Origin of the sequence: Planomonospora sp. ID67723 (assembly GCF_015711605.1) — a bacterium.
Classification (GTDB): Bacteria; Actinomycetota; Actinomycetes; order Streptosporangiales; family Streptosporangiaceae; genus Planomonospora_A.
In genome coordinates this window covers 732,816-757,694 of the sequence record NZ_JABTEZ010000002.1, presented here as the reverse complement: position 1 = coordinate 757,694, position 24,879 = coordinate 732,816, and the positions used below count along the sequence as shown (strand labels likewise).

At 72.2% G+C, this 24,879-nt stretch carries 24 protein-coding genes; 7 read left to right on the top strand and 17 right to left on the bottom strand.

The features are described 5' to 3' along the window. Positions 1 to 144 precede the first annotated feature (144 nt). From HS041_RS16085 to HS041_RS16055, 7 genes are all read right to left on the bottom strand, one after another. Positions 145 to 711: a TetR/AcrR family transcriptional regulator gene (locus HS041_RS16085; RefSeq protein WP_307845320.1), complete on the bottom strand. Its 567-nt coding sequence runs from the start codon at positions 709 to 711 to the stop codon at positions 145 to 147. Positions 712 to 719: 8 nt separating this feature from the next. Continuing rightward, a complete protein-coding gene (locus tag HS041_RS16080) occupies positions 720 to 1,988 on the bottom strand; it encodes a hypothetical protein (RefSeq protein WP_307845319.1) in 1,269 nt (422 codons plus the stop codon). A gap of 74 nt (positions 1,989 to 2,062) precedes the next feature. After that, positions 2,063 to 2,569, bottom strand: coding sequence for a cupredoxin domain-containing protein (locus HS041_RS16075; RefSeq protein WP_196441486.1), 507 nt, complete (start codon positions 2,567 to 2,569; stop codon positions 2,063 to 2,065). Beyond that, positions 2,566 to 4,584: a right-handed parallel beta-helix repeat-containing protein gene (locus HS041_RS16070; protein WP_196441485.1), complete on the bottom strand. Its 2,019-nt coding sequence runs from the start codon at positions 4,582 to 4,584 to the stop codon at positions 2,566 to 2,568. Before HS041_RS16070 ends, HS041_RS16075 begins: the two co-directional genes overlap by 4 nt. Before the next feature lie 72 nt (positions 4,585 to 4,656). Then, the gene (locus HS041_RS16065) at positions 4,657 to 5,274 is read right to left on the bottom strand and encodes a TetR/AcrR family transcriptional regulator (protein ID WP_196441484.1); all 618 of its coding nucleotides are present in this window, start codon (positions 5,272 to 5,274) and stop codon (positions 4,657 to 4,659) included. A 7-nt stretch (positions 5,275 to 5,281) separates the two neighbouring features. Continuing rightward, on the bottom strand, positions 5,282 to 6,844 hold the full coding sequence (locus tag HS041_RS16060; RefSeq protein WP_196441483.1) for an MFS transporter: 1,563 nt from the start codon (positions 6,842 to 6,844) through the stop codon (positions 5,282 to 5,284). A gap of 142 nt (positions 6,845 to 6,986) precedes the next feature. Continuing rightward, complete coding sequence (locus HS041_RS16055) at positions 6,987 to 8,189, bottom strand: MFS transporter (protein WP_196441482.1); 1,203 nt, start codon at positions 8,187 to 8,189, stop codon at positions 6,987 to 6,989. Positions 8,190 to 8,348: 159 nt separating this feature from the next. Here HS041_RS16055 and panB point away from each other — a divergent pair, with 159 nt between their 5' ends. Together panB and HS041_RS16045 are read left to right on the top strand one after the other, a co-directional pair. After that, the gene (gene panB, locus HS041_RS16050; protein WP_196441481.1) at positions 8,349 to 9,194 is read left to right on the top strand and encodes a 3-methyl-2-oxobutanoate hydroxymethyltransferase; all 846 of its coding nucleotides are present in this window, start codon (positions 8,349 to 8,351) and stop codon (positions 9,192 to 9,194) included. A 185-nt stretch (positions 9,195 to 9,379) separates the two neighbouring features. Beyond that, positions 9,380 to 10,531 carry a WD40 repeat domain-containing protein gene (locus HS041_RS16045; RefSeq protein ID WP_196441480.1) on the top strand — a complete coding sequence of 384 codons (1,152 nt, stop codon included), beginning with the start codon at positions 9,380 to 9,382 and terminating at the stop codon, positions 10,529 to 10,531. On the opposite strand, the gene HS041_RS16040 is transcribed toward HS041_RS16045, so the two are convergent. Together HS041_RS16040 and HS041_RS16035 are read right to left on the bottom strand one after the other, a co-directional pair. Then, the gene (locus HS041_RS16040) at positions 10,456 to 11,370 is read right to left on the bottom strand and encodes a threonine/serine dehydratase (RefSeq protein ID WP_196441479.1); all 915 of its coding nucleotides are present in this window, start codon (positions 11,368 to 11,370) and stop codon (positions 10,456 to 10,458) included. The genes HS041_RS16045 and HS041_RS16040 overlap by 76 nt on opposite strands. Positions 11,371 to 11,437: 67 nt before the next feature. After that, complete coding sequence (locus tag HS041_RS16035) at positions 11,438 to 12,610, bottom strand: trans-sulfuration enzyme family protein (protein WP_196441478.1); 1,173 nt, start codon at positions 12,608 to 12,610, stop codon at positions 11,438 to 11,440. 62 nt (positions 12,611 to 12,672) lie between these two features. Between HS041_RS16035 and HS041_RS16030 the strand changes: the two genes are divergently transcribed. Next, positions 12,673 to 14,133: an aminotransferase-like domain-containing protein gene (locus HS041_RS16030; RefSeq protein ID WP_196441477.1), complete on the top strand. Its 1,461-nt coding sequence runs from the start codon at positions 12,673 to 12,675 to the stop codon at positions 14,131 to 14,133. Positions 14,134 to 14,271: 138 nt separating this feature from the next. On the opposite strand, the gene npdG is transcribed toward HS041_RS16030, so the two are convergent. Further along, positions 14,272 to 14,946, bottom strand: coding sequence for an NADPH-dependent F420 reductase (npdG, locus tag HS041_RS16025; protein WP_196441476.1), 675 nt, complete (start codon positions 14,944 to 14,946; stop codon positions 14,272 to 14,274). 181 nt (positions 14,947 to 15,127) lie between these two features. Here npdG and HS041_RS16020 point away from each other — a divergent pair, with 181 nt between their 5' ends. Beyond that, positions 15,128 to 15,706 carry a hypothetical protein gene (locus HS041_RS16020; protein WP_196441475.1) on the top strand — a complete coding sequence of 193 codons (579 nt, stop codon included), beginning with the start codon at positions 15,128 to 15,130 and terminating at the stop codon, positions 15,704 to 15,706. Here the strand turns inward: HS041_RS16020 and HS041_RS16015 are convergent. Next, on the bottom strand, positions 15,681 to 16,670 hold the full coding sequence (locus HS041_RS16015; RefSeq protein ID WP_196441474.1) for a LysR family transcriptional regulator: 990 nt from the start codon (positions 16,668 to 16,670) through the stop codon (positions 15,681 to 15,683). The two genes, HS041_RS16020 and HS041_RS16015, sit on opposite strands and share 26 nt — an antisense overlap. 104 nt (positions 16,671 to 16,774) lie before the next feature. On the opposite strand from HS041_RS16015, the gene HS041_RS16010 reads away from it, so the two are divergent. Both HS041_RS16010 and HS041_RS16005 read left to right on the top strand, forming a co-directional pair. Next, the gene (locus tag HS041_RS16010; RefSeq protein ID WP_196441473.1) at positions 16,775 to 17,044 is read left to right on the top strand and encodes a CBU_0592 family membrane protein; all 270 of its coding nucleotides are present in this window, start codon (positions 16,775 to 16,777) and stop codon (positions 17,042 to 17,044) included. Next, a complete protein-coding gene (locus tag HS041_RS16005) occupies positions 17,041 to 17,700 on the top strand; it encodes a cyclase family protein (RefSeq protein WP_196441472.1) in 660 nt (219 codons plus the stop codon). The genes HS041_RS16010 and HS041_RS16005 overlap by 4 nt, the downstream gene beginning before the upstream one ends. Before the next feature lie 85 nt (positions 17,701 to 17,785). Here HS041_RS16005 and HS041_RS16000 read toward each other — a convergent pair whose 3' ends face one another. Continuing rightward, the gene (locus HS041_RS16000) at positions 17,786 to 17,965 is read right to left on the bottom strand and encodes a hypothetical protein (RefSeq protein WP_196441471.1); all 180 of its coding nucleotides are present in this window, start codon (positions 17,963 to 17,965) and stop codon (positions 17,786 to 17,788) included. Between the two features lie 45 nt (positions 17,966 to 18,010). Between HS041_RS16000 and map the strand changes: the two genes are divergently transcribed. Then, positions 18,011 to 18,859 carry a type I methionyl aminopeptidase gene (gene map / locus HS041_RS15995; protein ID WP_196441470.1) on the top strand — a complete coding sequence of 283 codons (849 nt, stop codon included), beginning with the start codon at positions 18,011 to 18,013 and terminating at the stop codon, positions 18,857 to 18,859. A gap of 152 nt (positions 18,860 to 19,011) precedes the next feature. Here map and HS041_RS15990 read toward each other — a convergent pair whose 3' ends face one another. The 5 genes from HS041_RS15990 to HS041_RS15970 form a co-directional block, all read right to left on the bottom strand. Then, positions 19,012 to 19,587, bottom strand: coding sequence for a hypothetical protein (locus HS041_RS15990; protein WP_196441469.1), 576 nt, complete (start codon positions 19,585 to 19,587; stop codon positions 19,012 to 19,014). Between the two features lie 587 nt (positions 19,588 to 20,174). After that, positions 20,175 to 20,585, bottom strand: coding sequence for a sensor histidine kinase (locus HS041_RS15985; protein WP_196441468.1), 411 nt, complete (start codon positions 20,583 to 20,585; stop codon positions 20,175 to 20,177). Between the two features lie 176 nt (positions 20,586 to 20,761). Next, positions 20,762 to 22,741, bottom strand: a complete 1,980-nt coding sequence (locus tag HS041_RS15980; RefSeq protein ID WP_196442522.1) for a bifunctional copper resistance protein CopD/cytochrome c oxidase assembly protein — start codon at positions 22,739 to 22,741, stop codon at positions 20,762 to 20,764. Positions 22,742 to 22,869: 128 nt separating this feature from the next. Next, a complete protein-coding gene (locus HS041_RS15975) occupies positions 22,870 to 23,466 on the bottom strand; it encodes a copper resistance CopC family protein (RefSeq protein WP_196441467.1) in 597 nt (198 codons plus the stop codon). 63 nt (positions 23,467 to 23,529) lie between these two features. Further along, on the bottom strand, positions 23,530 to 24,822 hold the full coding sequence (locus tag HS041_RS15970) for a helix-turn-helix domain-containing protein (protein WP_196441466.1): 1,293 nt from the start codon (positions 24,820 to 24,822) through the stop codon (positions 23,530 to 23,532). Between the last annotated feature and the right edge of the window lie 57 nt (positions 24,823 to 24,879).

Below are 24,879 nucleotides of genomic sequence, written 5' to 3'. Positions count from 1 at the left end.
CTGGAGGCAGACCACCCCTGCGACGGGGGCCTGCCTGGTTATGCCTCGGTCACCGGCTCCCTGACGCCGGGCTCGACCTCACCCTGCCCGTGCACACCTCCGACGTCCAGCCCGGCGAGGCGTGCGGCAGGTCGCGCTGCGCGTTCAGTGGGGCAGGGCGCGCTCCAGGTAGGCGCGGAGGAGTTCCTTGGTCTGGTCGATGTAGAAAGGGTCGCCCGCGGGGGACTCGCGGAAGGCGAGCTTGAGGAGGGCGTCGGCGGCCTCGACGGCGACCAGCATGGGGCGGGTCAGGCCGGCCGCGTCGACCGGGGCGATGCGCTGGGCGAGGTAGGCCGCCAGGGACTCGGCGACCACCCGGTTCTCTCCGAAGTCCAGGACCGCGAAGCCCGGGACGGTGCGCTTCATCTCGACGTACTCGTCCACGACCAGATCCACCATGACCGGCCAATGCGTCACGCCGTCCAGCCGCCGCTCGACCCCGGCCAGGAAGCGCTCCAGGTTGCGCTGGGCCAGGGCGTCGGCCAGGCCGCGCTTGTCGCGGAAGAAGTGGTAGATCGAACCGATCGGCACCCCGGCGCGGACCGCCACCGCGCGGGTGCTCAGCGCGTCGTAGCCGCCCTCGTCGAGCAGGGCGGCGGCCGCGTCGAGCATCTGGTTCACCCGCTCCACGCTGCGCTGCTGGACCGGGCTTCGGCGTACGGAGGATCCCACGGCCTCAATCATGCCGCGAACAGGAGGGTGAGCCCGCCGACGGTGTAGCAGATCATCATGATCAGCAGTGGGAGCTGCCCGGCGACGGCCCTCATCGGGACGAAGATCCGTACGGAGCGGTCGTGGGCGGCGACCACTCCCAGGACGTGGCCGGTCACGATGGCCAGCACCTGGACGGAGGCGGTCGCGCCGGCCCCGACGACCTCGACGTCCACGGTCCGGTCCAGCCCGAGGGAGAGGATCGCCGCCTGCTGGCCCTCGACGACGAGGAGGGAGAAGTAGTGGGCGATGAGGTAGCCGACGGCGATCGGGATCAGCGAGTGGGCGAACCGGGGAGCCGTTCCCGTGACACCGGCCGGACCTGTACGGCCGGTCAGCGGGGCCGCGCCGGTCCCCCGCGCTCCGCCGATCAGTCCGGCCGCGCCGGCGCACGCCTGGTAGAGCAGCGCCACGAGGAGGATCGCGGCGAGCAGGCCGAGGGTTCCCGTGACGGTGCGCCCCAGCGGCCCGGACTGCAGGACGTCCACCCACCACGGGGATCCGGAGAAACCGTCGTAACCGGTCGAGCCGAGCAGTACGCACACGGTCGCGACCAGGCCGGGAGCCGGGCGCAGGGCGTCGAGGCCGTCGAAGGGGTTGCGCAGGACGAGCCTGCCGTCGTCCCGGCGGCCCAGTGGGGACAGGCGTCCGATCAGGGCCGAGTAGACCTCGAAGGCGTCGGCCCGGTCGAACCACCCCGAGCCGTAGACGAAGGCCCCGGCCAGCTGGGCCGCGCCGTACAGGGCGAAGAAGATCATCAGTGTGGCCGTCGAGGCCGGTTCCGGGGAGGCCAGCTCCATCCAGGTGAAGGCGGCCAGGCCGAGCGCGGCCGGCCAGTAGCCGAAGGGGGCCGGGCCCCTGTACCGGCCCCCGAGCAGCAGGTGGATCGTGCGCAGCGGGTTGAGCAGCCTCCAGACCGGGCCGAACAGCAGCGACGCCGGGACCAGGCCGGCCCACAGGACCACGTAGACCAGGTGGGCGGCCGGGTTGCGCGCCGGGTCGTCGGGACCCAGGACCGTCCACGCCCCGGCGAGGGCGGTCCCGGTCAGCCCCAGGATCCGCAGGACCCAGCGGGTCCGCGGGCCCTCGGGCAGCCGCACCGGCCGCCCCGCCGCACCGCCCCGGAACCGCGGGTCGCCCCAGAGCAGGGCGAGCCCCAGGAAGGAGACGAACAGCGCCGCGAACGCCCCGGCGAAGGCGTAGAACAGCGGGATCGGCAGGTCGTGCCTGCTTCCCACGCCATGCGCGAGGACCTCCGCCACCGGCCCCGGGGGAACCCCGGGCGACACCGCCGGAGAGGCCGCCGGCGATCTCATCGGACGGCGATCTGGGTGAGGACCAGTCCGGACTCGTGGGTCTCGACCTCGAACAGCCCGGTGCGGTCGGCGACGAAGTCGACGGTGGCCGGCTCCCCGGCCTCCAGGGGGTGGGTGAGGTCGAAGCCGTGGATGTGGAGCTCGTCGGCGATGTCGGAGGTGACGACCAGGCGGACCGCGTGGCCCTTGACGGCCTCGACGCGGCCGGGAGCGGGGCTGACCCTCCCCCCGGTGATCGTGATCTCGACCGTCGGGCCCTTGGGCGCGCCGTAGGCGTCGTAGGCCGGGGGCGCGGTGGCCACGGCGTGGTCGGCACCGGGGACGTGGTGGCCGGTGGAGACGTTGCAGGCGGCCACCAGCAGGCAAGCCGCCACCAGCAGGCAGGCGCCCGGCGCCCTCGGCGGGAGAAGCCGTACGGAGGTCCGCGTCCCCGTCCTCCGGAGACTCCCGGCGGCCGCCGAAACCGCCCGTCGTGCCGGGCCGGAGAAGGTCCGCCCGATCATGCGACCGCCTTCTCCGCGGCCCCGGCCGGAGCCGTACGGCGGGGCCGCGGAGCGAGCAGGACGATCGCCCAGAGCGTCCACACCCCGGTGAGCAGGCCGCGGATCCAGCCGGGGCCGACCGGCAGCAGCGGGATCATCATGATCGCCTTGTCGAACGCGTCGGCCAGGGCGAGCGCGCCCAGCGCGACGGTGAACCAGCCGAACACCCTGTTGCCGCGCATGCCGCTCCCGGACAGCAGCCGCCCGGCCCCGATCCACCACACGCCCATCAGCGCCAGGGCGGCGGCGGGCAGCACCGTGTACTCGTACGCCGCGCCGAAGACGTCCAGGCCCAGGCCCGCCAGCCCGGTGAGCGTGACCGCCAGCCCGGCCCGCGAGGGGAGGCGGCGTCGCCGGAGCAGGACCGCGACCAGGCCGAGGACGAGGGAGCCGGCCAGGGCCAGCTGGACCTCCACCCTGGCCAGGCCGGTCGAGCCGTACCAGTCGCAGCCGGCCGGGAGCCTCCGATCCTTGATGCTGTAGTCGTTGCACAGGTAGTTCTTGGCGATCTTGACCGGCTCGCTGAGGATCCGGGACGGTCCCGCCGAACCGCAGGCGGGCAGCGCCCAGGGAGTCGAGGGGCCGACGTCGCGCTGCCAGCAGTTGCCGGTGCCCTGGCCGTCCCAGGAGACTCCCGCGCCGTTGGGGCGGCTCTCCCCCGCCGGCGAGACCCCGAGCCGATTGCCCTCGTAGAGGTTGTGGTGGGAGGTGTCGAACTGCTTGCCCCAGGACTCCTCGCCCCGGATGAAGGCGGGTACGGCCAGCAGGTTGAAGGCGGCCTCGTCGTGGCCCCAGATCCAGTTGTCCCTGAAGACGTTCCAGTTGCCGCCCGCGGTGATGACGCCGGTGCCCGGGGGCATGCCGATCTGCGGGCAGACGACGCCCCGCTCGTAGCCTCGCTCGGCCGGGGGCTTGGCGCAGGTGCCGTCGGCGACGTACCGGTAGTAGTCCTGGTTGTTGTCGTAGATCTTGTTGCGCTCGAACCTCGCGTGGTTCTGCGGCAGGCCCGGATGCCCGGCGAAGGCGCTGTCCATCGAGGCGCCGCCCATGTTCTCGTAGAACTCGTTGTCGTGGGCGTAGACCGAGTCGCCCGCCGTACCCGAGTAGCCGACCATGTTGTGGTGGCTCCTGCAGCGCCGGATCTCGATGGCGTAGCGCGGCACGTCGTGGCCCCGGCCGTCGTTGATGTCGGAGGCGCTGCCCGGATAGATGCCGGAGTCGCCGTTGCCGTAGGACTCGCAGTCGGTGTAGAGACCGTGGTCGCTGGCGAAGGTCAGGAAGCCGTACTCGTCGTTCCAGCGGGTGAGCATCGTGTCGATGACGAACCCGTCGGTGGCCAGGATGTAGAGCGAGTTGAACGTCGTCCGCTGGGCGGTGAAGTTGCGGAAGTAGATCCCGTCGGTCATGTCGGCCCGGATCGCGTTCAACTTCTTGTACTGCGCGTCGATGATCACGTCCAGCGGACCCGCGCCGGTGCCCTCGATCTGCAGGTCCTCGACCCCGAGGATGGCGACCAGGTTCTGGTTGTGCGGGCACTGCTTCTGCTGCTCGAAGGAGAGGATCTGGTATCCCCACGACGACCAGCGGGCGTCCAGCCTGGCGCAGTCTCCCGCGGGCTCGGGCTGGCTTGGCTCCTCCAGGTAGACGCCGGGCAGAATCGCGATGTTCATCCCGGCCCGGTCGACCCGGTCGACCGCCTCCTGCAGGTGGCGGTAGCCGCTGTCCTGGCAGCGCTCGAACAGTTCCAGGTTGCGCTGTTTGAGGTCGGCGGGGAAGGCCGCGATCCGCCTGCCGAAGTCCGCGCGGTCGGTCTTGCAGACCAGCAGGTCGGGTTCTCCGGTACGGCGCGCCGGGACGCTGCCCGTGCCGTCGGGGAAGGCGACCGGGCGCTCCTCGTGGGCGAGGGCGGCGGAGGCGGGCAGCAGCAGACCGAAGGTCAGCGCGACGGCGGTCGCGACCCTGCGCAACGAACGCATGCCGGGAGACTAGAACAATGTTCATATTTTGCCTAGGGGCAGGACGGCTCCGGCTTCCCCGGTCCGGCCGGATCAGCGAGGGACGAGACCGGCCAGGATGTGGTCGACGAGGCGCTCGGTGAGGGTCTCGGAGTCGGCGCCGGCCTCGCCGGACCCGGCCGTCTTGACGTACCACATCACGGTGCCGACCACCATCGCCATCGCGATCGGAAGGTCGAGGTCGGCCCGGAGCTCGCCGGTCTCGACACCGCGCTGGAGCAGGGCCCTCATCGCCTCCTGGCGCGGCCTGACCGTCGCCCGGAGGATGCGCTCCACCAGGCGCGGATGCCGCTCGGCCTCGTTCATCGCGATGTTCATCACGCACCGGCTCCGCGTGTCGCTCGCCTCCCGCCGCATGATCTCCAGGCAGGTGATCAGGTCCTCGCGGACCGACCGGCCGGCCAGCGGGGGCAGCGGCGACTTGAGCACGGCGAGGGCGTCGACGACCAGGTCCTCCTTGCTGGACCAGCGCCGGTAGATCGTGGTCTTGCCCACGCCGGCGCGGGCGGCGACGGCCTCGATCGACAGCTCGGAGAGGCTGACGCTCTCGCTGATCAGGTCGAGGGTGGCCTCGATGATCGCCTTCTCTGCCTTGGCGCTGCGCGGCCGGCCCGCGGGGCGGGGCGCGCGCGTCTCGTCCGTGGTCGTCATATCACGCCTACACTACCGCCGGCTTCTTGCCGGGACCCCGCTCCTGAGCGGCGGCGGGGGCGTGCTTGCCGGGCAGCCAGCGCACGACCATCAGGGCTCCGGCGAGGGCGATCCCGGCCGAGACCAGGGCGGTGACGTGCATGCCGTCGATGAAGGCCTGCTTGGCGGGCTCGACCAGCGCCAGGCCGCGCTCGCCGAGCCCCTGGGCGGCGGTGAGCGTGTCGGTCAGCGACTCCCCCGCCTGGTGCCGCGCTCCCTCCGGCACGACGGCCAGCGCGGGCGTGATCCCCTCACGGTAGTTCGCCGAGAGCAGCGAGCCCAGCAGGGCCACCCCGAGCGCGCCGGCCACCTGGCGGACCGTGTTGCTCATGGCCGAACCGACGCCCGCCTTCTCGCGCGGCAGCGCCTCCATGATCGCAGTGGTGGCGGGGGGCATGATGTTGGCCATCGCCGCGCCCTGGACGAAGAAGACGATCTCGATCACCAGGACCGGGGTGCTCTGGTCCATCAGCGCGTAGGCGGCCAGCGCGGCGGCCACGATCACCATGCTCACGGTGGCGGTCAGCCTGCCGCCGAAACGCCTGGCCATCTGCTGGCTGAGCGGCGCGAAGATGAGCTGGGCCGCGGCGAACGGGATCATCAGGGCTCCGGCCTGCAGCGGGCTGAAGCCCAGCACGATCTGCAGGTAGAAGACCAGGAAGAACATCGCGCCCATCATCGCGAAGAAGACGATGCCGATCATGCCGATCGCGGTGGAGAAACGGGCGTCGCGGAAGTAGGTGACATCGAAGGCCGGGTGGTCGATGCGGCGCTCGTACCAGACGAAGGCGGCCAGCACGGCCAGGCCCAGGATCACCGGGGCGAGCACCTCGACGCTGGCGACCGTGGCCAGCTCGCCGCCGCGGATGATGCCGTAGGTGACGGCGACCAGGCCCACGATGGACAGCAGCACGCCGACCGGGTCGAGCTTGGACGGCTTGGGGTCGCGCGACTCGGGCACGACCGTCCCGATGAGCACCATGCTGACCAGCACGATCGGCAGGTTGATCAGGAAGACCGAGCCCCACCAGAAGTGTTCGAGGAGCAGGCCCCCGGTGATGGGGCCGATCGCCACGGCCAGGCCCACGCCACCGGCCCAGAAGCCGATCGCCTTGCCCCGCTCCTGCGGCGGGAAGACGTTGGAGATGATCGCCAGCGTGGCCGGCATGATCGCGGCGCCGCCGATCCCCATGAACGCCCGGGCCACGATCAGCTGCGCCGGGTCCTGGGCGTAGGCGCTGGCCAGGGAGGCGAGGCCGAACAGGACCATGCCGATCATCAGCATGCGCTTGCGCCCGGTCCGGTCGCCGATCACTCCGAAGGTGAACAGCAGCCCGGCGAAGACCAGGGTGTAGGAGTTGATCGCCCACTCGAGCTGGCTCTGGGACGCGCCCAGTCCGACCGGCGGAGGGGAGGCGATCGTCTTCAACGCGACGTTGAGGATGGTGTTGTCGAGCACGACCGCCAGGAGGCTGAAGACCAGCACTCCCAGGATGTGCCACCGCCGGGGGTGGCCGAGCTGCTGTTCCATGGGAACCCCGTTTTCGATACGGCAAAGTTTCGCAACGAGAGCGTATCGCTATTCATTCCGATACGCAACGGTCTCGTTTCGTATTAACCCGAGGGTCACCCGCATGCCCTACCCGGCACCGGGCCCCTGATTCCGGACGGGTTCAGACCGCGACCGGCTGGGGCGCCTCGGCCCGGGAGGCGCTCCTGCGCCAGAACGGCAGGGCGACCAGCACCATCACCACGCTCACCAGCCCCGCCGTCACGAACACCCAGCCGGGGCCGGCGCCGTCGATGACCGCTCCGGCGACCGGCGCCGCGAGCGCGCCGCCGACCAGCAGCGCGGTGCCGTGCAGGCCCATGGCCTCACCCCTGGCCCCGGCGGGGACCCGGCGGCTCACCGCCTCCACCGTGGAGGAGAGCCCCGGAGCGCACAGCACCCCGGCCGGGATCAGGGCCGCGACCAGCCACCCCCAGCCGCCTCCGACCAGGCCGACCAGGCCGACCGGGACGGTGAACAGGCCCATGGCCCCGATGAGGACCAGCGGGGAGAATCCGCGCGACAGTCCGCCGTACACGAAACCGCCGATCAGCGAGTAGAGGCACCACCCCCCGATCGCCACGCCGATCCAGGCCGTGTCCCCGGTGCGCTCCATCGTCGCGACGAGGGAGAGCTCGGTGGCGATCAGCACGAAGGTCGCCGCCGAGGCGGTGCCGAGCAGGGTGACGAGGCCCGGGGTCAGCCACTCGCCCCTCGGGACCCTCTTCTCCGGGCGCTCCTCCTCCTCGTCGGAGCGGACGGGCGGGTCCAGCAGGATCAGCGCCGCGGCGGAACCGGCCAGGCCGACCGCGACCAGGCACATCGTCCATGTGCTCCCGAGCGCCACCGTGCCGGCCGCGGCGAACGCGGGCCCGGTCATGTAGGCCAGCTCGACCAGCATCGAGTCGAGGGAGAAACCGGTCCTGCGCTGCTCCACCGGGACCACGGCGGCCAGGCACTGCCGGATCACGCCGAACACCGGCAGAGCCAGCAGACCCGCCGCCACCGAGGCGACGACCAGCGCGAGGTACGGCAGCGCCCAGGCGGAGGTCCAGAAGACGAGCTGCGCGGCACCGGTCACCAGCAGCACCGGCCGGAGGCCGTACCGATCGACGAACCTTCCGGCCAGCGGCGAGCCGACGGCCATGCCCACCGTGGTCGCGGTGCCGACCGCGCCCGCCTCGAACCACCCCAGGCCGAGACCCCTGATATGCAGGGTCAGTGTGAGGCCCACCGCGGTGGACGGGATCCGCGCGAGCAGGCCCACCAGCAGCAGCGTCCGCACGCCCGGAAGGGCCAGCAGCCGACGGTAAGGTTCGATAGCCATTTTTATTACTTACCTCCTCTCGCATTGTGGCGTATGGCGCCGACAACCCCGCCACCGGATTACCTGCGGATCGGGGGGTGTTTAACCAGGCGAACGCATGCCATCATCAGAACCGTCCGGGGACGCCACAGGGGCGCCTCGAGACTCTGGAGGGTTCCCATGTCCTCTTCCGTCACCAGTCGGCCGACTGCTCTCTACGGCGGCCAGGCAGGGCGAAGGATCACCGTGCGCGACATCGCCGCCGCCAAGGAGCGGGGCGAGAGGTGGCCGATGGTCACCGCGTACGACGCGATGACCGCCAGGATCTTCGACGAGGCCGGGATCCCGGTCCTGCTCGTCGGTGACTCGGCGGCCATGGTGGTCTACGGATACGACTCGACGCTGCCCGTCTCCGTCGACGACCTCATGCCGCTGACCGCGGCCGTGGTGCGGGGCTCCTCCCGCGCCCTGGTCGTGGCCGACCTGCCGTTCGGCTCCTACCAGGCCTCCCCCCAGCAGGCCCTGGAGACGGCCGTGCGGTTCATGAAGGAGGCGGGCGCCCACGCGGTCAAGCTGGAGGGCGGTCGCCGGGTGCTCCCCCAGGTCGAGGCCCTCGTCTCGGCCGGCATCCCGGTCATGGCCCACCTGGGCCTGACCCCGCAGTCGGTCAACGCCTTCGGCGGCTACCGGGTCCAGGGCCGCGGCCAGTCCGGCGACGAGCTGATGGCCGACGCCAAGGACCTGGAGGCGGCGGGCGCCTTCTCCGTCGTCCTGGAGTGCGTCCCGGCCGACCTCGCCGAGCGGGTCACCACCTCCCTGTCGATCCCGACGATCGGAATCGGCGCCGGTCCGTCCACCGACGCCCAGGTCCTCGTCTGGCAGGACCTCATGGGCCTCACCGAGCGCCCGGCCAAGTTCGTCAAGAAGTACTCCAACCTGGCCGAGGAGATGGACCGGGCGGTACGCGCCTTCGCCGACGAGGTCGCCGGCGGGGCCTTCCCGACCCCCGAGCACAGCTACCACTGACGCCTCGGCGCCGGTCCGACGGGCCGCCGGACCCCTGTCCGGCGGCCCGTCACGTCACGGCGGGCCCGTCGTCGGCACCCCCGGACCGTCCGCGCTCAGCGCGGCCCCGGTGCGGCCCCGGTGCGGCCCCGGCGCGGCGCCTCGGCATGCGGTCGCGGTGACGGGAGACACCGATACTGGTGCGCATGAGCGACATGTTCGGCGCGCGGTGGCGTGTGCACTGGATGGCCGGTTCGGGGCCGAGCCGTCCGGCCGCCGATCCGCACCGCGCGGTGTGCGCGCTCGCGACGGCCGTCGTGCGCGGTCGGCCGGTCGCCGTCGCGTGCAGGGCCGACATGACGGTGCAGCTGTGGGACCTCCCGACGGGAAGGCCTGCCGGCCAGGAGCTGATCCCCTCTCCGGCGTGGCGGGAACGCGGACGGATGCCGCTGCGCGGGCGGGATCTGGCCACCGCGGTGGTGAACGGCCGGCCCGTCGCGGTCGTCGTCGGCCGCGTCGACGCCCGCCGCTCCGGAGAGGCGGTGCTGATGTGGGACCTGGACACCGGGCGCCAGATCGGCGGGCCGGTCGCCTCCCCCTCACCCTTGGTCGCGGTCGATGCCACGGTGGTGGACGGCAGGCCGGTCGCCGTCACCGGCGACGCGGACGGCCGGGTGCGGGTGTGGGATCTGACGACCTGCCGCGAGGTGGAGTTCACCCGCCCCATGTGCCACACCGACCAGGTGGGCTCGGTCGCCACCGTCGCGGTGGACGGCCGGGCGGTCGCCGTCACCGGTGACAGCGGCCATTTCGGCGGAGAGGACATACGGGTGTGGGATCTGGCGTCGGGCCTGCAGGTCGGCGATCCTTTCGTCCCCGTGCACCCGCGGGGCTCCTGGACGTCCATGACGGCGGCCGCACCGGGCGGCTGGCCCGTGATCGTGACCGAGGGCGAGGACGGGACGGTGTGCGCGTGGGATCTGGCCGGCGGAGAGCGGGTGGACGGGCCGCTGGCCGGCGGCTGCGCTCGCGCGGAGTCCACCGGCGCCCTGGTCGCGATGACGGTCGACGACCGGCCGGCGGTGGCGACCGGCGCCTGCGACGGGACGTTGCGAGGCTGGCGGCTGTTCGCCGGAGCGCCCGCGCAGAAACTGCTCGACCTCACGTTCCCGCTCCCGGTCCGGGCGCTGGCCCCGGCCCCCTGCGGCGGGCTGCTGGTCGGCTCCGGTGCGGAGGTCGCGCTGGTGACCCGCTCCGGGACCGCGGACGCCCGTCCGGTCCGCTACGCCAGGGTGGCGGGATCGGTGTTGGCCCCGCAGACGACGACGGCCACGCGCTCCCCCGGGGCCGGGACGTAGACGCCGGAGTGCAGGGCGGCGAAGGCCGCGGCCCCTGCGGGCTCGGCGGCCACCCGGCAGGAGCGCCACAGCTCGCGCCGGGCCTCGATGATCGCATCGTCGGTGACCAGGAGGCTCTCGACCCCGGCGGCGCTGGTGACCTCGTAGGCGATCCGGCCGATCCGGCTCGCCCCGAGCGCGTCCGCGCCCACCCCGCTCACCTCGACCCGGACCGGGCCTCCGCTGGCCAGAGCCCGGTTCAGGGTGGGGATCAGCTCCGGCTCCACGGCGACCACCCTGGCGCGGCCCGCGACGGCGGCGGTGATCCCGGCGATCAGCCCGCCGCCGCCGACCGCGACCAGGATCGTGTCCACGCCCCCGGTCTGCTCCAGCACCTCCAGTCCCACCGTGCCCTGCCCGGCGACCACGTCGGCCTGGTCGTAGGCGTGGATCTCCAGCGCGCCCGTCTCCGCGGCCCGCTTGACCGACGCCTCGTACGCCTCGGTGTAGATCGCCCCTGTCTGGGTCACCTCGGCCCCCAGCGTCCGCAGCCCGGCGACCTTCACCGGGTTCGACACCGTGGGCACGAAGATCTCCGCCCGGACGCCGAGCGAGCGCGCGGCGTAGGCCACCGCCAGGCCGTGGTTGCCGCCGCTGGCGGCGATCAGGCCGGCCTCGGGCAGCGCCCCGGCCTCCCGCGCCGCCAGGGCCCGGTTGAACCCGCCCCGGACCTTGAACGACCCGGCGTGCTGCACCGTCTCCAGCTTCAGGAACAGCCGCGGCGAGACTTCCAGCACCGGTGTACGGCGGGCGTGACCGGCGATCCGCTCCGCCGCCCGCTCCACATCCCCGATCCTCATGTGCGGTTCCTCTCGCTCGAACGACCCGAAGATCCCATGGAACCGTATCGGGGGACGCCCTGCGCGGTCAGGCGAGGGCCTGGGCGAAGTCGGCCCAGAGGTCCTCGACGTGCTCGATGCCGACCGCCACCCGGACGGTCCCCTCGGCGATCCCGTGCCGGGCGAGTTCCTCGGCGGTCAGCGACTTGTGGGAGGTGGTCGCCGGCTGCATGATCAGCGTCTCCACGCCGCCGAGCGAGGGGGCCAGCAGCGCCAGCCGTACCGAGCTCATGAACCGCTCCCCGGCCGCGCGCCCGCCGACCAGGTCGAAGGAGAAGACCCCGCCGAAATCCGGCAGCAGCTTGGTCGCCAGCGTGTGGGAGGGGTGCGAGGGCAGGCCCGGCCAGTGCACGGCCGCGACCGCGGGGTGGGCGTCCAGGCGGGTGGCCAGCTCGCGGGTGTTGGCGCAGTGGCGCTCCATGCGCAGCGGCAGCGTCTGGATGCCGCGCAGGGTGAGCCAGGCGGCGAACGGGTCGGCGGTCGCGCCCAGGTGGGTGGCGAACTTCCACACCCTCCGGTAGAGCTCGTCGTCGGCGAAGACCGCGATGCCGCCGATCACGTCGGTGTGGCCGCTCAGGTACTTGGTCGTGGAGTGGACCACGATGTCGGCGCCGTGCTCGATCGGGCGGCACAGGATCGGCGAGGCGAAGGTGTTGTCCACCACCGAGACGAGCCCCGCCTCGCGGGCCGCGGCGCACATCCCCGGCAGGTCGGCCACCTGCGTCACCGGGTTGGCGATCGTCTCCAGGTAGACCAGCTTCGTGGACGGCCGGACCGCCGCGCGCAGCGCCTCCGGGTCGTCCTCGGGAACGTAGGTCACCTCCATGCCGAACCGCGCCACCAGGTCGTTGATCATCGCCGCGGTGCCGCCGTAGATGGCCCGCTGGGCGATGAGGTGGTCGCCGGGCTGGAGCAGGCCCAGGAACACGGCGTTGATCGCCCCCATGCCCGAGGCGGTGGCCACGGCCCCGGTGCCGCCCTCCAGCCCGGCCACGGCCTCCTCCAGGGCGCGGACCGTGGGGTTGGAGAGCCGGCCGTAGACGAACGCCCCGTCGGGGCGGTTCATGCCATCGGCGAAGACGGCCGGGTCCTCGAAGACGAATCCGGAGGTCTGGTAGATCGGCACCGTGATCGGACGACTGCCGTTCATCGGCGGCTGGGGCAGGTGGACGGTACGGGTCTCCGGGCGAAGCTCAGTCATATGTCAACGATGTCCGTTCAGCGGGTTGTCCGTCAGAGCCAATCCGGCAAGATTGGCTCATCATGCGATCCAATTTAGACGAGCTGACCTCCCGGCTCGGGCGGTGGTCCTCCGGCCGGGGGCCGCTCTACCTGCTGCTGGCCGTGCGGATCCGCGCCCTGATCGACGACGGCGAGCTGCCGCCCGGCAGCCCGCTCCCGCCCGAGCGGGTCCTGGCGCGCAGGCTGGCGGTCGGCCGGGGCACCGTCGTGGCGGCCTACGACCAGCTCCAGCAGGAGGGCAAGGTGACGCGCAGGCAGGGCAGCGGCACCCGGGTCTCCCCCGCCGCCCTGCCCGCCACCCGGACCCCGGCGGGGATCACGGTCAACCCCCTGCACCAGCATCTGCTGGGCCTGCCGGACGACGTCGCCCTGCTGTCCTGCGTCGCCCCGGACGAGCCCCCGCCGGCCCTGATCGAGGCCTACGCGGAGGCGGCGGCGGAGCTCGCGGCCGTCCGGCACGACATCGGCTACCACCCGGCCGGGTACCCGGTGCTGCGCGAGGCGCTCGCGGGCTACTACCGGGCGCGCGGGGTCCCCACCTCCGCCGGGGAGATCCTGGTCACCAACGGCGCGCAGCAGGCGCTGACGCTGCTGGCGACCACGCTCCTCTCCCCCGGCGACACGGTGCTGACCGAGCCCGCCACCTATCCCGGCGCGCTGGAGTCCTTCCGCGAGGCCGCCGCGCGGTTCCGCACGGCGGCGAGCGCGACGGGGTCCGGCCCGGCCGCCGGAGCGGCCGAGTTCGGCGCCGCCCTGACCGCCCGCCCCGCCCTCGCCTACCTCGTCCCCACCGGCCAGAACCCGACGGGCTCGGTCATGCCCTCCCTGGTCAGGCGCCGCCTGGCCGGGCTCGCCGCCGAACACGACGTGCCGCTCATCGACGACGAGGTCCCGGCCGAGCTCTGCTTCTCCGGCGAGCCGCCGCCGCCGCTCTGCTCCTTCCACCGGGGCGAGCAGATCATCACGATCGGCTCGCTGAGCAAGCTCGTCTGGGGAGGCCTGCGGATCGGCTGGATCCGCGCGGCCGAACCGATGATCTCCCGGCTCGCCCGGCTCCGGGCCGTCCACGACCTCGGCGGCGACGTGCTCTCCCAGCTCGCCGCCGTCCGGCTGCTCGCCCGGGTCGGCGAGCTGCGCCGCGAGCGTGCCGCGGTGCTGCGCCGGCGTCACGACCACCTGCTGGCCGAGATGGCCCGCGCGCTGCCCGGCTGGAGCGTCGAGCCCGCGCTCGGCGGCCAGACGGTCTGGGTACGGCTGCCGCACGGCGACGCCGAGGCCTTCGCCCAGGTGGCCCTCCGCCACCGGGTCGCGATCCCGCCGGGCCGCGCCTTCGACCCCCTCGGCGGTCACGGCGGCTTCGTGCGGCTGCCGTTCCTGTTCCCCGAGGAGGAGCTGACCTCGGCCGTCGACCGGCTCGCCGCCGCCTGGCACGACTACGACGGCAGCGCCGGCTCCCGGGCGCTGCCGCACCTGGTCCTCTAGCGCCGCGGCGGGTCGTGAGTTCCTCGCTGTCCCCGGGCCACCGCCCGCCTCCGCGATCGAGCCAGGACAGCGGTTCGGGTGGAAGGGCTCAGCAGGAGGTGCGGGCGGTTCGAGGCGGCCCCTCCCGGGGCCCGGGGGTCAGACGTCGGTGACGCGGAAACCGGCGTGGGCCTTGTAGCGGCGGTTGATGGAGATCAGGTTGGCGGTGAGCGCCTCGACCTGGTGGGCGTTGCGCAGGCGGCCGCCGTACACGCCGCGGACTCCGGCGATCCGGTTCGCCAGCGCCTGGACGGTGTCGGTGGCCTCGCGGTCGTCGCCCAGCACGAGCACGTCCAGGTCGACCTCGTCGACCTCGGGGTCCAGCAGCAGCACGGCCGAGACGTGGTGGAAGGCGCCGACCACCCGGCTGCCGGGCAGGACCGCGGCGGCCTGCTGGGCGGCGCTGCCCTCCTCGACGGGCAGCGCGTAGGCGCCCTGCTTGTCGAAGCCCAGCGGGTTGACGCAGTCGATGACGATCTTCCCGGCGAGCTCGGCGCGGAGGGACTCCAGGGTGGCCTTGTGGCCGTCCCACGGCACCGCCACGATCACCACGTCGGCCTCGGCCGCCACGGCCGCGTTGCCGTCGCCGCGCACCGCCCCGGCGAGCCCGGACAGGCTCCCGGCCGCCTCCCGCGCCCTCTCCTCGTTGCGCGACCCGATCAGCACGGTGTGCCCCGCGATGGCGAACCGCCTGGCCAGCCCCTTGCCCTGGTCGCCGGTGCCGCCCAGGATGCCGACGGAGATCCCGCTCACGTCCGGAAGGTCAGTGCTCACTCATCGCTCCTCATCGCTCTCGCCCGCCTCATGCCGGGCCGCCCGTGTGGCCGTGCTCTCCCGGGGCTCTCCCGGGGCTCCCCGGACCCTCGGGGCTCGCCGACCGCACGCTTCATGCCCAGATCATGCCAGAGCTGGGTTCCGCAGACAGTCCCAGGGTCCCTGAGGCACGATTGACCCCATGGACGCTGGGTCGGTGGCATTCCTGCGCGAGGTCCTGGAGTCGACCTCCTGGGTCGAGCGCACCCGCGAGCTGGGCCTCGCGCTGCGCGCGACCCGCTCCCCGGGAGGGTTGCTGGTCGTCGGCACCCCCGCGGAGGAGCCCTGGCATCTGACGGCGCACCTCGGCGACGAGGCACGCCTGGCCGGCCTGCCGCAGCTCGCCCCCACCCTGGTCCGCTGGGCTCCGGCCGCGGACGCCCCCGCCCACCTGCGGGTGGGGCTGGACCGGATCGAGCGGGCGGAGCGGGGCGAGACGCTGTTCGTGGTGGCGCAGGAGCGGGCTCCGGAGACGCTGCTGGAGCGGGTGAGCGACGCCCGCCGCACCGGGGCGACGATCCTCGCCCTGGACGGCGGCGACCCCGAGCTCGAGGACCTGGCCCACGACGCCCTGGCGGTCCCCGCCCGGGCCCCGCTCTCCTTCGACGGCGCCCAGCACCTGGTGAGCATGGCCGCGGGCGAGCCCTCCCGCCCCGCCGGCCTCCGCGACCGCCTCGCGCGCCTGCTGGAGCGCCTCAGCGGTCCCCGGATCCCCGACTGACGCCGTCAGCCGTCTCGGCGGCCGCCGCCGGCCTCCAGTGCGCGCCGAGCCGGGCGGCGAGGCCGTCCGCGGCCTCCCGCAGGGCCTCGATGACCACGGCCTGCACCGGATCGGGCTCCCCCGACCGGGTGCGGCTGACACGGGTCACCGCGTCGATCCTGCGCGCGCCGACCCCCGGGATGCCGGTGACCGCCACCTCACCCGCCGGGACCTCCAGCAGCGCCAGGGACGGCACGATCGCCACGCCGTGACCCGCGGCGACCAGGGCCAGGGCGGGCGGGAACTCCTCGATCACGTGGACCCGCTGCGGCGTGAAGCCGTGCAGGGCGGCCAGCCGGTCCAGCGCGTGACCGCAGGCCTGGTCCGGATGGCCCGCCACCCAGGGGGCCGCCTTCAGCAGCGCCACGTCGCCCGGGACCTCGGCCCAGCCCGGCGGCGCCACGATCCGGTACTCGTCGAGATGGATCGGGTGGGAGGCGAGGGACGGCTGCGCGGGGACGGGATCGTCGGCGTCCTGCTCGGTGACGACCAGGTCCACCCCGCCGAGCCGGAGCTCCCGCAGCGCCGGCGGGCCGTACAGTTCGACGATGCGCGGGGTGACCTGCGGGTGGCGTTCGGCCAGGATGCCCAGGGCGGGCACCAGCAGGTGCCGGATGACGGTGGGGAACGCCGCGACCGAGACCGGCCCGGACAGGCGCTCGGTGAAGCGGGTGAGCTCCCGCCGGGCCTCGGCCAGCTCCTCCTCGATCCGTTCGGCGTATCCGGCGAGCACCCGCCCCGCCGGGGTGAGCGCGGCCCTGCGCTGCGACCGGTCGATGAGCGCCAGCCCGACCTCCCGCTCCAGCAGGGCGAGCTGCTGGGAGACCGCCGAGGCGGTCAGGTGCAGGGCCTCCGCGGCGCGCATGACACCACCGCGGCGGGCCACCTCGTGCAACACCCGCAGACGCCGGGGATCGATCTCCATGTAGCTCAGCTTACGCGGAAGGTTAGCAACCTTAACTTGCCCTTCAGAGAGCTTCCCGGAAATCATGTGTTCCATGACCACCTCTCTCCTCGGGGCGTGACCCCGTGTCCCTCATCGTCAACCTGGTCGGCTGGGCCGGAGCCGCGGCCATGCTGTACGGCTACGCCATGGTCTCGGCCTCCCGGATGACCGGGGACGGCATGCCGTACCAGCTGATCAACCTCTTCGGCTCGATCGCCCTGCTGATCAACACGGCCTACCACGCGGCCTGGCCCTCGACCATCCTCAACGTCGTCTGGGGCGTGATCGGCGTGGCCGCCATCGCCAGGATGACCTCTGCCCGGTCCAGGAAGAAGGCGGTGAACGTCCCGTGAGGCGACTGATCGAGCTGAGCCACCCGATCACCGAGGGCATGGTCACGTATCCGGGGATCCCCGGCCCCCGGCTCGGCCTGCACCTGAGCCGGGAGTCCTCCCGCGAGATCTACGCGCCCGGCACGGAGTTCCACATCGGCAGCATCGAGCTGGTCGCCAACACCGGCACCTACCTCGACACCCCGTTCCACCGCTACCCCGACGGCGCGGACCTGTCCGGGGTGCCCCTGGAGGCGATCGCCGACCTGCCCGGCCTGGTCGTGCGGGCCGCGGGCCTGCGCTCGGTCGGCCCCGGCCTGCTGGAGCACCTCGACGTGCGGGGCAGGGCCGTGCTCATCGAGACCGGCTGGGACCGCCACTTCGGCACCGACGCCTACTTCCACGGCCACCCCTACCTCGAACCCGAGGCCGCGGAGTGGCTCGCGGGCCGAGGGCCTGCGCTGGTCGGGATCGACACCCTGAACATCGACGACACCCCGCCGCGCGGGCCCCGCCCGGCGCACACGCTGCTGCTCGGGGCGGGCATCCCGATCGTGGAGCACATGACCGGCCTGGCGGCGCTTCCCGACACGGGCTTCCGCTTCCACGCCACCCCGCCGATGGTGGCGGGGATGGGCACCTTCCCGGTGCGGGCCTACGCGGTCGTCGGCGGCTAGGTCCGTCCCGGGGCGGGCAGGAGACTCCGGGGGATCTCGGGGACCCCGGGGCTCTCCGTGCCGGCGGCCTGCAGGGGGCCGGCCGTCAGTCGCCGTCCCAGTCCCGGTCGCCCTCCTTCCACTGCTTGTTGCGGTCGGACGCGGTCTTCAGCGCGTCGGCCGCGGCCTGGCGGGTTTCGTAGGGACCCATCCGGTCCTTGTTCGGGCAGCCCTTCTCGGGCTCGACCGCCATGTGTTTCAGGCAGAACCACCACTGATCACCCATGCCGACCATCCTGCCCGGTGGAAACCGCAACTAGACTTGGAAACCATGACGACAGTGCTCCAGCCCGGGCGGATCTCGCCCATGCGCAAGGTTCCCGCCCACATCCAGCGGCCGGAGTACGTCGGGAAGAAAACCCCGAAGACCGGTGAGCCCGACGTCAAGACCCCTGAGATCATCGAGCGGATGCGGATCGCGGGCAGGATCGCCGGCCAGGCGCTGGAGGAGGTCGGCAGGCACGTCGCGCCGGGTGTCACCACCGACGAGCTCGACCGCATCGGCCACGAGTTCCTCCTCGACCACGGCGCCTACCCCAGCACCCTCGGTTACCGCGGTTACCCCAAGTCCCTGTGCACCTCCATCAACGAGGTGATCTGCCACGGCATCCCGGACGACACCGTGCTGCGCGACGGCGACATCGTCAACGTCGACATCACCGCCTTCATCGGCGGCGTGCACGGCGACACCGACGCCACCTTCCTGGTGGGCGAGGTCGACGAGGAGTCGCGCCTGCTGGTCGAGCGCACCCGCGAGGCCACCGACCGGGCCATCAAGGCCGTCGCCCCGGGCCGGCAGCTCAACGTGGTCGGCCGGATCATCGAGGCCTACGCCAAGCGGTTCGGCTACGGCGTCGTGCGCGACTTCACCGGCCACGGCATCGGCACGACCTTCCACTCCGGCCTGATCGTCCCGCACTACGACGACCCGTCGCTGGCGGTCACCCTGGAGCCCGGCATGACGTTCACCATCGAGCCCATGCTGACGCTCGGCACCATCGACTACGACATCTGGCCCGACGGCTGGACCGCGGTGACCAGGGACCGCAAGCGGACCGCCCAGTTCGAGCACACCATCCTGGTCACCGACACCGGGCACGAGATCCTCACGCTCCCCTAGGTGCGGCCCGATGGCCGGGATGGCACGGCAGCCTGATCGTCCGCAGCAGGTGACGTTCTCCGCGAGGGGATGACCAGAATCGAGCCGTTGCGGCGGATCTGCCCGGGTACGGTGCCCGCTCGCCATCCCGGCCACGGCGTGTCGCACCGGCCTCACCCCCGCCGCAGGACCTTGGGACCCCCCTGTTTCGGGTGACGGATGCTGTAGGTGGCACTCGCCGAGTCGAGGCCCCCCTCTGCGGTGCTGGGAGCCGAGAACCTCCTGGTCGTGACCGCGCCGGGGCCAAGAGTGTACGGCTGTGCGTAGGTGCGCCCGTCCAGGTCCGTCGTCGAGCACGACGTTCCCTCGTAGAGTGAGAGTACGGGGCTGACGGCGACCTGGTCGTCGCTCTGAAGTCGCAGATTGATGACCAGCAGGCCCCGTACCTCGCCACCCGCGCAGTGGCTGAAGACGACCTGGCCGCTGGGACTGCCGTGGGTGAGGACGATCGTACGTATTTCGGGTCCGTAGTTGCCGACCTCGGCAGTTTTTCCATCGTCGAACGGACCGTCCCAGTTGCTCTCGTCATCCACCAGATGCATGTTCTCCAGCCTCACGTACAGCCGGTGGCTGTCCCCCGCCTCCTTCGCCGGGGCGGACGCGTTGGCCGTCCCGGTGGCCGGGAGAGCCAGGCCGAGGGCGAGAGCACCCGTGGTCGCGGCCGCAGCCATCGTCCTGTGGATCTTCATGACACGTTCCCTTCGCTGGAAACCTTCGCTCGCCGGTCAGGCGGATCCTGGTGTTGGGACCTCCCCCGGACCGGGGGTCGGCCCCTACGCTTGTGCTGGGGAGAGGTCGCCGACGCCGTCGCCACGGCAGGCTTCCGGTCGTCTTCGGACCTCGGCCCTGCGGCCTCGTTAAGCGGTGTCCCGTTGAGGTGACTCAACGATGCGCCCGGCAGGGCCCCCGCGCGTCAAGGACAACCCTCGACCTCCTGCGGGTTTCCCCTCAGACGCCTGCGGGTTTCCCCATAGATTCCTGCGGGCCTCCCACAGATGCACGGTGATTCCGAACGGATCAAGCCGTCGCTGTTCGGACCTGCGCGGCGACCTGCAGGCCGGCGCGCGGGCCGCGCGCGACCTGCGGTTCGGAGACGACCACTGAGCTCTGTTCTCAGCCTCCGGCCTGAAGCCTCTTCTCAGGCCGCCTGACCAGCGCACCGTCCAGATCGCGGTGATCGGCGAGTGGCTGTGTTCGCCGTCCCGGCCCGGGGCTGCGATCCTGGACGTCCAGTGCGTGGCGGGAGGGGACCGGGTGTCTTCCTAGGCGCGTCTTCCTAGGCGCGCCTGCGGGGTACCACCGCGGTGACGGTGGTGCCCTCGCCCGGCACCCCGTTGACGGTGAGCGTGCCGCCGATCTCCTCCAGATGGGTCCGCATGGCGGTGACGCCCCGGCCGTCGGCCGGGCCGGTGAAGCCCTCACCGTGATCGCTCACCGTCATGCGCAGGCCGCCCGGGCCGAGGGTCACGGCGACCGAGACGAGCGCGGACCGGCTGTGCCGCTCGACGTTGGACAGCGCCTCGCCCAGTGTGGCCAGGACGGCCCGGGCGATCCGGGGAGGGGCGTCATGGGCCGGCAGCGCCCAGATCTCCACGGTGATTCCGGTGCGCCCCGACCAGTCGTCGAGATGTTCCTCGAGAGCCTGCGCGAGGCTCCGTCCCTCGCGCATGCGAAGTTCTTCGGACACTCCTCAACCTTCCTGGTCACACGTGGCGGCCAGCCCCCCGGCCGAACACATGGATGAGCGTGGCGCGTGACGGTCCAGCACTGCACCCGCTGCGGCGATGCCCCAACCCCTGCTTGAAAGGTTACCGGCAGGTCGCCGAAGCGGCGGACGGAAGATAGAGGTCCGTAGCCGTCGCGCTACTCCCTGCTATTCCGCTTGTCGAGTCTAGCGAGGTAGTCGTTGTAGGCGTCGAGCTCGGCGTCGCCGCTGCCACCGGTGCGCGCCGCGGCGGCGTCGGCCCGGCGGTCGGCCCGCCGGGCCCTGCGCTCGTCGTCACGCCACCACTGCAGGGCGAGCGCGATCAGCACGATCAGGGTCGGGATCTCCCCGAAGCCCCAGGCGATGGCTCCGCCGTCCCGCTGGTCGGCGAGGGGGGAGGCGCCCCAGGTGCGGCCGAGCTGGTCGTACCAGTCGGCGGCGAGCACGGTGCCCATGTTCATCAGTGCGATGCCGAAGAACGCGTGGAAGGGCATGGTGACGAACAACAGGATCAGCCGCGCCACGTGCGGGAGCCGGTGGGGCGCCGGGTCCACCCCGATGATCACCCAGAAGAACAGGCACCCGCTGACCAGGAAGTGCGCCGTCATCGCGATGTGCCCCAGGTGCTCCTCCATCGCGGAGGCGAACAGCGAGGTGAAGTACAGGGCGTAGGTGGAGACGATGAAGACGGCGGTGGCGATCGCCGGGTGGCCGACGAAGCGCACGAACCGGCTGTGCAGGATCGCGGTCAGCCACTCGCGGGGACCCCGGTCGCCGCGGCGGGCGGCCGGCTTGAGCGCGCGCAGGGCCAGGGTGACGGGAGCACCGAGCACCAGGAAGATCGGGACCAGCATGGACAGCGTCATGTGCTCGGCCATGTGCACGCTGAACAGCACCTTGGCGTAGCGGGCGACGCCGCTCTGGGTGGCGACGAGCAGGACCAGCACGCCGATGAACCACGCGGCGGTACGGCCCCACGGCCAGGGGTCGCCCCGCCTGGCGAGCCGCAGCACACCGGCGAGGTAGAGACCTGCGAGCAGGGCGACCAGCGTGCCGGAGAACAGGTCGAACCACCACAGGGTGACCAGGTTCGCCAGGGAGATCTCCGGCGGCATGGAGTAGCCGAGCACCTCGAAGGCCCGGTCGACCGGGAGGACCGCAGGGGGCGGGGCGGTGCGTGAGAGCGCGACGGCCAACCCGACGGCCGCGAACATGACCAGGACCTCACCGGAGGCGAAGCGTACGAACACGCCGGGCCGGCCCGAGGCGAGCCCGGGCAGGGTGCGCCTCCTGTGCCACCAACCGGCGGCGCCGAGCAGCGCGAACGCCGCCGTCTTGGCCAGCAGCAGCAGGCCGTACGCGGAGGTGAACAGCTCGGAGAGCGAGGTCAGCCGGGCCACCACGCTGAACAGGCCCGACAGCCCGACACCGGTGAAGCACCACAGCGCCATCGAGGAGAACCGGGCGGCGGCGACCTCCAGCTGCGCCTGCCCGCGTAGCGCGTGGGCGCAGAGCACCGCGAGCCCGCCCACCCAGAGCGCGAGGACCACCAGATGCACGGCGACGCCGGTGGTGGCCAGATCGTGGTTGGGTGAGGAGGCCGAGTGGCCGGTCAGCGCGGGCGGGAGCAGGGTCGCCAGGGCGAGCACGAGCAGGCCGCCCGCCGCCCCGGCGGTGATCGCCCCACGGGCGAACAGCGCGAGGGCCAGTGAGAACAGCACGACCAGAGTGAGCGCGATGCCCTGGGAGACCTGGCTGGCGAAGCTGGTCAGCTCGTCGCCGCCGAGCACGTCGGTGACGGGCAGGCCCAGCGCGTCCGACAGGCTGAAGACCATCGTGGCCACCGCGGCGCCCGCCCAGACGAGCGCGAGCCAGGAGGCGGCCCTGATGTAGGTCAGGGCGGTCTTGCCGAGCAGGCCCTTGTCACTGGGGAAGAAGACCGCGGCGGCTAGCAGCGCGCCCACGGTGAGCACACCCGCCGCGTCCATGGTGAGCTTGGACAGCGGCAGGCCCCACCGGGTGAGCGCGCCCTCGTCGGACAGCCCGGGGATGACGCGGGGGGTCGCGGCGCCGGTCACGACCATCGCGATCACCAGGGCGGCGACGGCGGCGCCGGCGCCGGCCAGCGCCAGCCGCACGGTCCGGCCGGTCCCCTCCCGGGAGGGCCCGGCCGCCGGGCCGTTCCCGCCCTCGGGCCCGACCGCCGGGTTGCCCCTGCCCTTCCCGGACCCGGACGCCGGGTTGCCCCTGCCCTTCCCCGCGGCGCTCACGGCTGCTTCTTGTTGCGCATGCTGAAGAACATCCCGATGCCCACACCGGTCAGGCCGCCGACGGCGAGCCAGGCCCAGCCGGGCACCCCGCCGCCGGTGTCCTCCGCGCTCGCCGCCGGGGCCGGGGTGATCGACGCCGCAGCCGAGGGGGCGGCCGTCCCGGACGCCTCCGGCGCGGCGGTCTGCGCCGGGCTCCCGCTCTCGGCCGGTGCGGCGCTCGGCGGCGCGTCCCCGGCCATGGTGAAGGGGATCTCCCCCTCGATCGGGTGGCCGTCGGAGGAGACCACCCGGTAGGCGATGACGTACTTGCCCGGGGGGAGGTCCGGCGTGACCTTCTGGGTCACCACGTGGCCGTCCGCAGCCGCCTTGCCCTCCTGGTACGGCGTGCCGTCCCCGGCGCGCACGACCACCCTGGGGAAGCGCACCGAGGCGGTGAACGTCAGCTTCACCTCCTCCAGGCTCTCGACCTTCTCGCCCTTGGCGGGGTCGCTGCTCTTGAGCGTGTCGTGAGCGAAGGCCGGCGAGGCGGAGGCCGTACCGAGGACGAGGGCGGCGAGCAGCACGAAAGCGGCCGCGAAAGGGGAAGTCTTCATGGCGTCTCCAAGGCTACCGAGGCCATGGCCCGGTCCCGACCTCCCTCTCCCGGCGCCCCGGGACTACAGGCCGACGCAGGCCAGCGCCCGGTGGTAGGCGTCCACGCTGCGCTCGGGCTCGTCGATCCGCTCCAGAAGCTGCGCGGCGGTCAGCCAGGACTGGGCGATGGGCCTGGTGACCGGCATCGGTTCCAGCACTTCGAGCGTGGCCCTCAGCTCTCGCTCGGCCTCCCCCCGCTCGCCCAGTTCGGCAAAAGCCTGGCCCGCCACCAGATGGGCGTCCGCCTGAAGGTCCTTCGGCATTTCGTCGAGCATGGTGCAAACTGCCCGGATGTGCACCTCGGCCCGCTGGGGTGAGCCGATCAGGAGCTCGGCACGCGCGAGGTTCATCGCACAGCGCATCTTGTCCATCGGGTTGGCGGCGCTCTCCGCCAGCTCTTTCTCGGTTTTCACCAGGAGGTCACGCCAGTCCTCGGCCTTCGCGGGCTGCGCGGCCAGCATGATCTGCGCGTAGTCTCCACGGAGGCGGGCAAGGCGGCGGGGATCGCCGTGCTCGGACTGGATGGCCATGGCTCGCTCGACATAAGTGATCGCCGCTTCGCTGCGACCCGTCTCCATGGCGAGGATCGCGGCTCCCCAGTACACCAGTGAGAGAGATGCCGGGGTGCCGAGAAGCTCGGCCGCCGCGATGAGTTCGGAGGAGAACTGCCGGGCCCGCAGCAGGTCCCCGCGATCGATGTAGGCCGCGCAAAGCTGGGCCCCCAGATTGATCAAGCCGTCGGTCCAGACGGGCCGCACCGCCCCTGCGAGGATCTGTTCGGCCACTTGGACCGCCTGTCCCAGGTCCCTCTTCTCTCTATAGCACCGTGAGAGCGCGACCGCGACATCGACATGACGTTCAGGAGTCATACCGGCAGCGGCATTCTGCCGGAGTTTGTTGAGGAGTTCAATCGCCTCCGCGAGGTCGCCGCAGGCCTCGGCCGCCAGCGCCAGGCCGTATTCGACTTCCTGCTTGAGCTGGGGCAGGCCGGCTAGGTCACCGCCGGCGAGAAGCTCGGCATAGCGCGTGCGGGCCTCGGCCACCTCGCCGTTGTCCAAGGCCAGCCGAGCGTAGCTCATGCCGTTCTCTATCTCCTGCATCTGCTCGGACGTCACCCCGTTGAGCAGATAGGTGAGGGAGCAGTCGAGCTTCCGCGCGAGCAGTTCCAGGACCGCGGGCGTCGGGGTACGCTTTCCACTCTCGATTAGAGAGACGTAACTATCCGACAGTTCGGGATGAGCGAGTTGAGCCTGCGAGAGACCACGTTGACGCCGGACAGCCTTAATGCGCTGCCCCACCAAGTCTTGACCGGTCACGTTACCCCTTGAAAGATGTTAGATAAGCAGCAGAACCCACGACAGGAGTCTCCCGTG

Coding starts and splice junctions, on each gene's coding strand:
- HS041_RS16075 (WP_196441486.1), bottom strand. CDS start 2,569: ATGATCGGGCGGACCTTCTCCGGCCCGGCACGACGGGCGGTTTCGGCG.
- HS041_RS16070 (WP_196441485.1), bottom strand. CDS start 4,584: ATGCGTTCGTTGCGCAGGGTCGCGACCGCCGTCGCGCTGACCTTCGGT.
- HS041_RS16065 (WP_196441484.1), bottom strand. CDS start 5,274: ATGACGACCACGGACGAGACGCGCGCGCCCCGCCCCGCGGGCCGGCCG.
- HS041_RS16060 (WP_196441483.1), bottom strand. CDS start 6,844: ATGGAACAGCAGCTCGGCCACCCCCGGCGGTGGCACATCCTGGGAGTG.
- HS041_RS16055 (WP_196441482.1), bottom strand. CDS start 8,189: ATGGCTATCGAACCTTACCGTCGGCTGCTGGCCCTTCCGGGCGTGCGG.
- panB (WP_196441481.1), top strand. CDS start 8,349: ATGTCCTCTTCCGTCACCAGTCGGCCGACTGCTCTCTACGGCGGCCAG.
- HS041_RS16045 (WP_196441480.1), top strand. CDS start 9,380: ATGAGCGACATGTTCGGCGCGCGGTGGCGTGTGCACTGGATGGCCGGT.
- HS041_RS16040 (WP_196441479.1), bottom strand. CDS start 11,370: ATGAGGATCGGGGATGTGGAGCGGGCGGCGGAGCGGATCGCCGGTCAC.
- HS041_RS16035 (WP_196441478.1), bottom strand. CDS start 12,610: ATGACTGAGCTTCGCCCGGAGACCCGTACCGTCCACCTGCCCCAGCCG.
- HS041_RS16030 (WP_196441477.1), top strand. CDS start 12,673: ATGCGATCCAATTTAGACGAGCTGACCTCCCGGCTCGGGCGGTGGTCC.
- HS041_RS16020 (WP_196441475.1), top strand. CDS start 15,128: ATGGACGCTGGGTCGGTGGCATTCCTGCGCGAGGTCCTGGAGTCGACC.
- HS041_RS16015 (WP_196441474.1), bottom strand. CDS start 16,670: ATGGAGATCGATCCCCGGCGTCTGCGGGTGTTGCACGAGGTGGCCCGC.
- HS041_RS16000 (WP_196441471.1), bottom strand. CDS start 17,965: ATGGGTGATCAGTGGTGGTTCTGCCTGAAACACATGGCGGTCGAGCCC.
- map (WP_196441470.1), top strand. CDS start 18,011: ATGACGACAGTGCTCCAGCCCGGGCGGATCTCGCCCATGCGCAAGGTT.
- HS041_RS15990 (WP_196441469.1), bottom strand. CDS start 19,587: ATGAAGATCCACAGGACGATGGCTGCGGCCGCGACCACGGGTGCTCTC.
- HS041_RS15975 (WP_196441467.1), bottom strand. CDS start 23,466: ATGAAGACTTCCCCTTTCGCGGCCGCTTTCGTGCTGCTCGCCGCCCTC.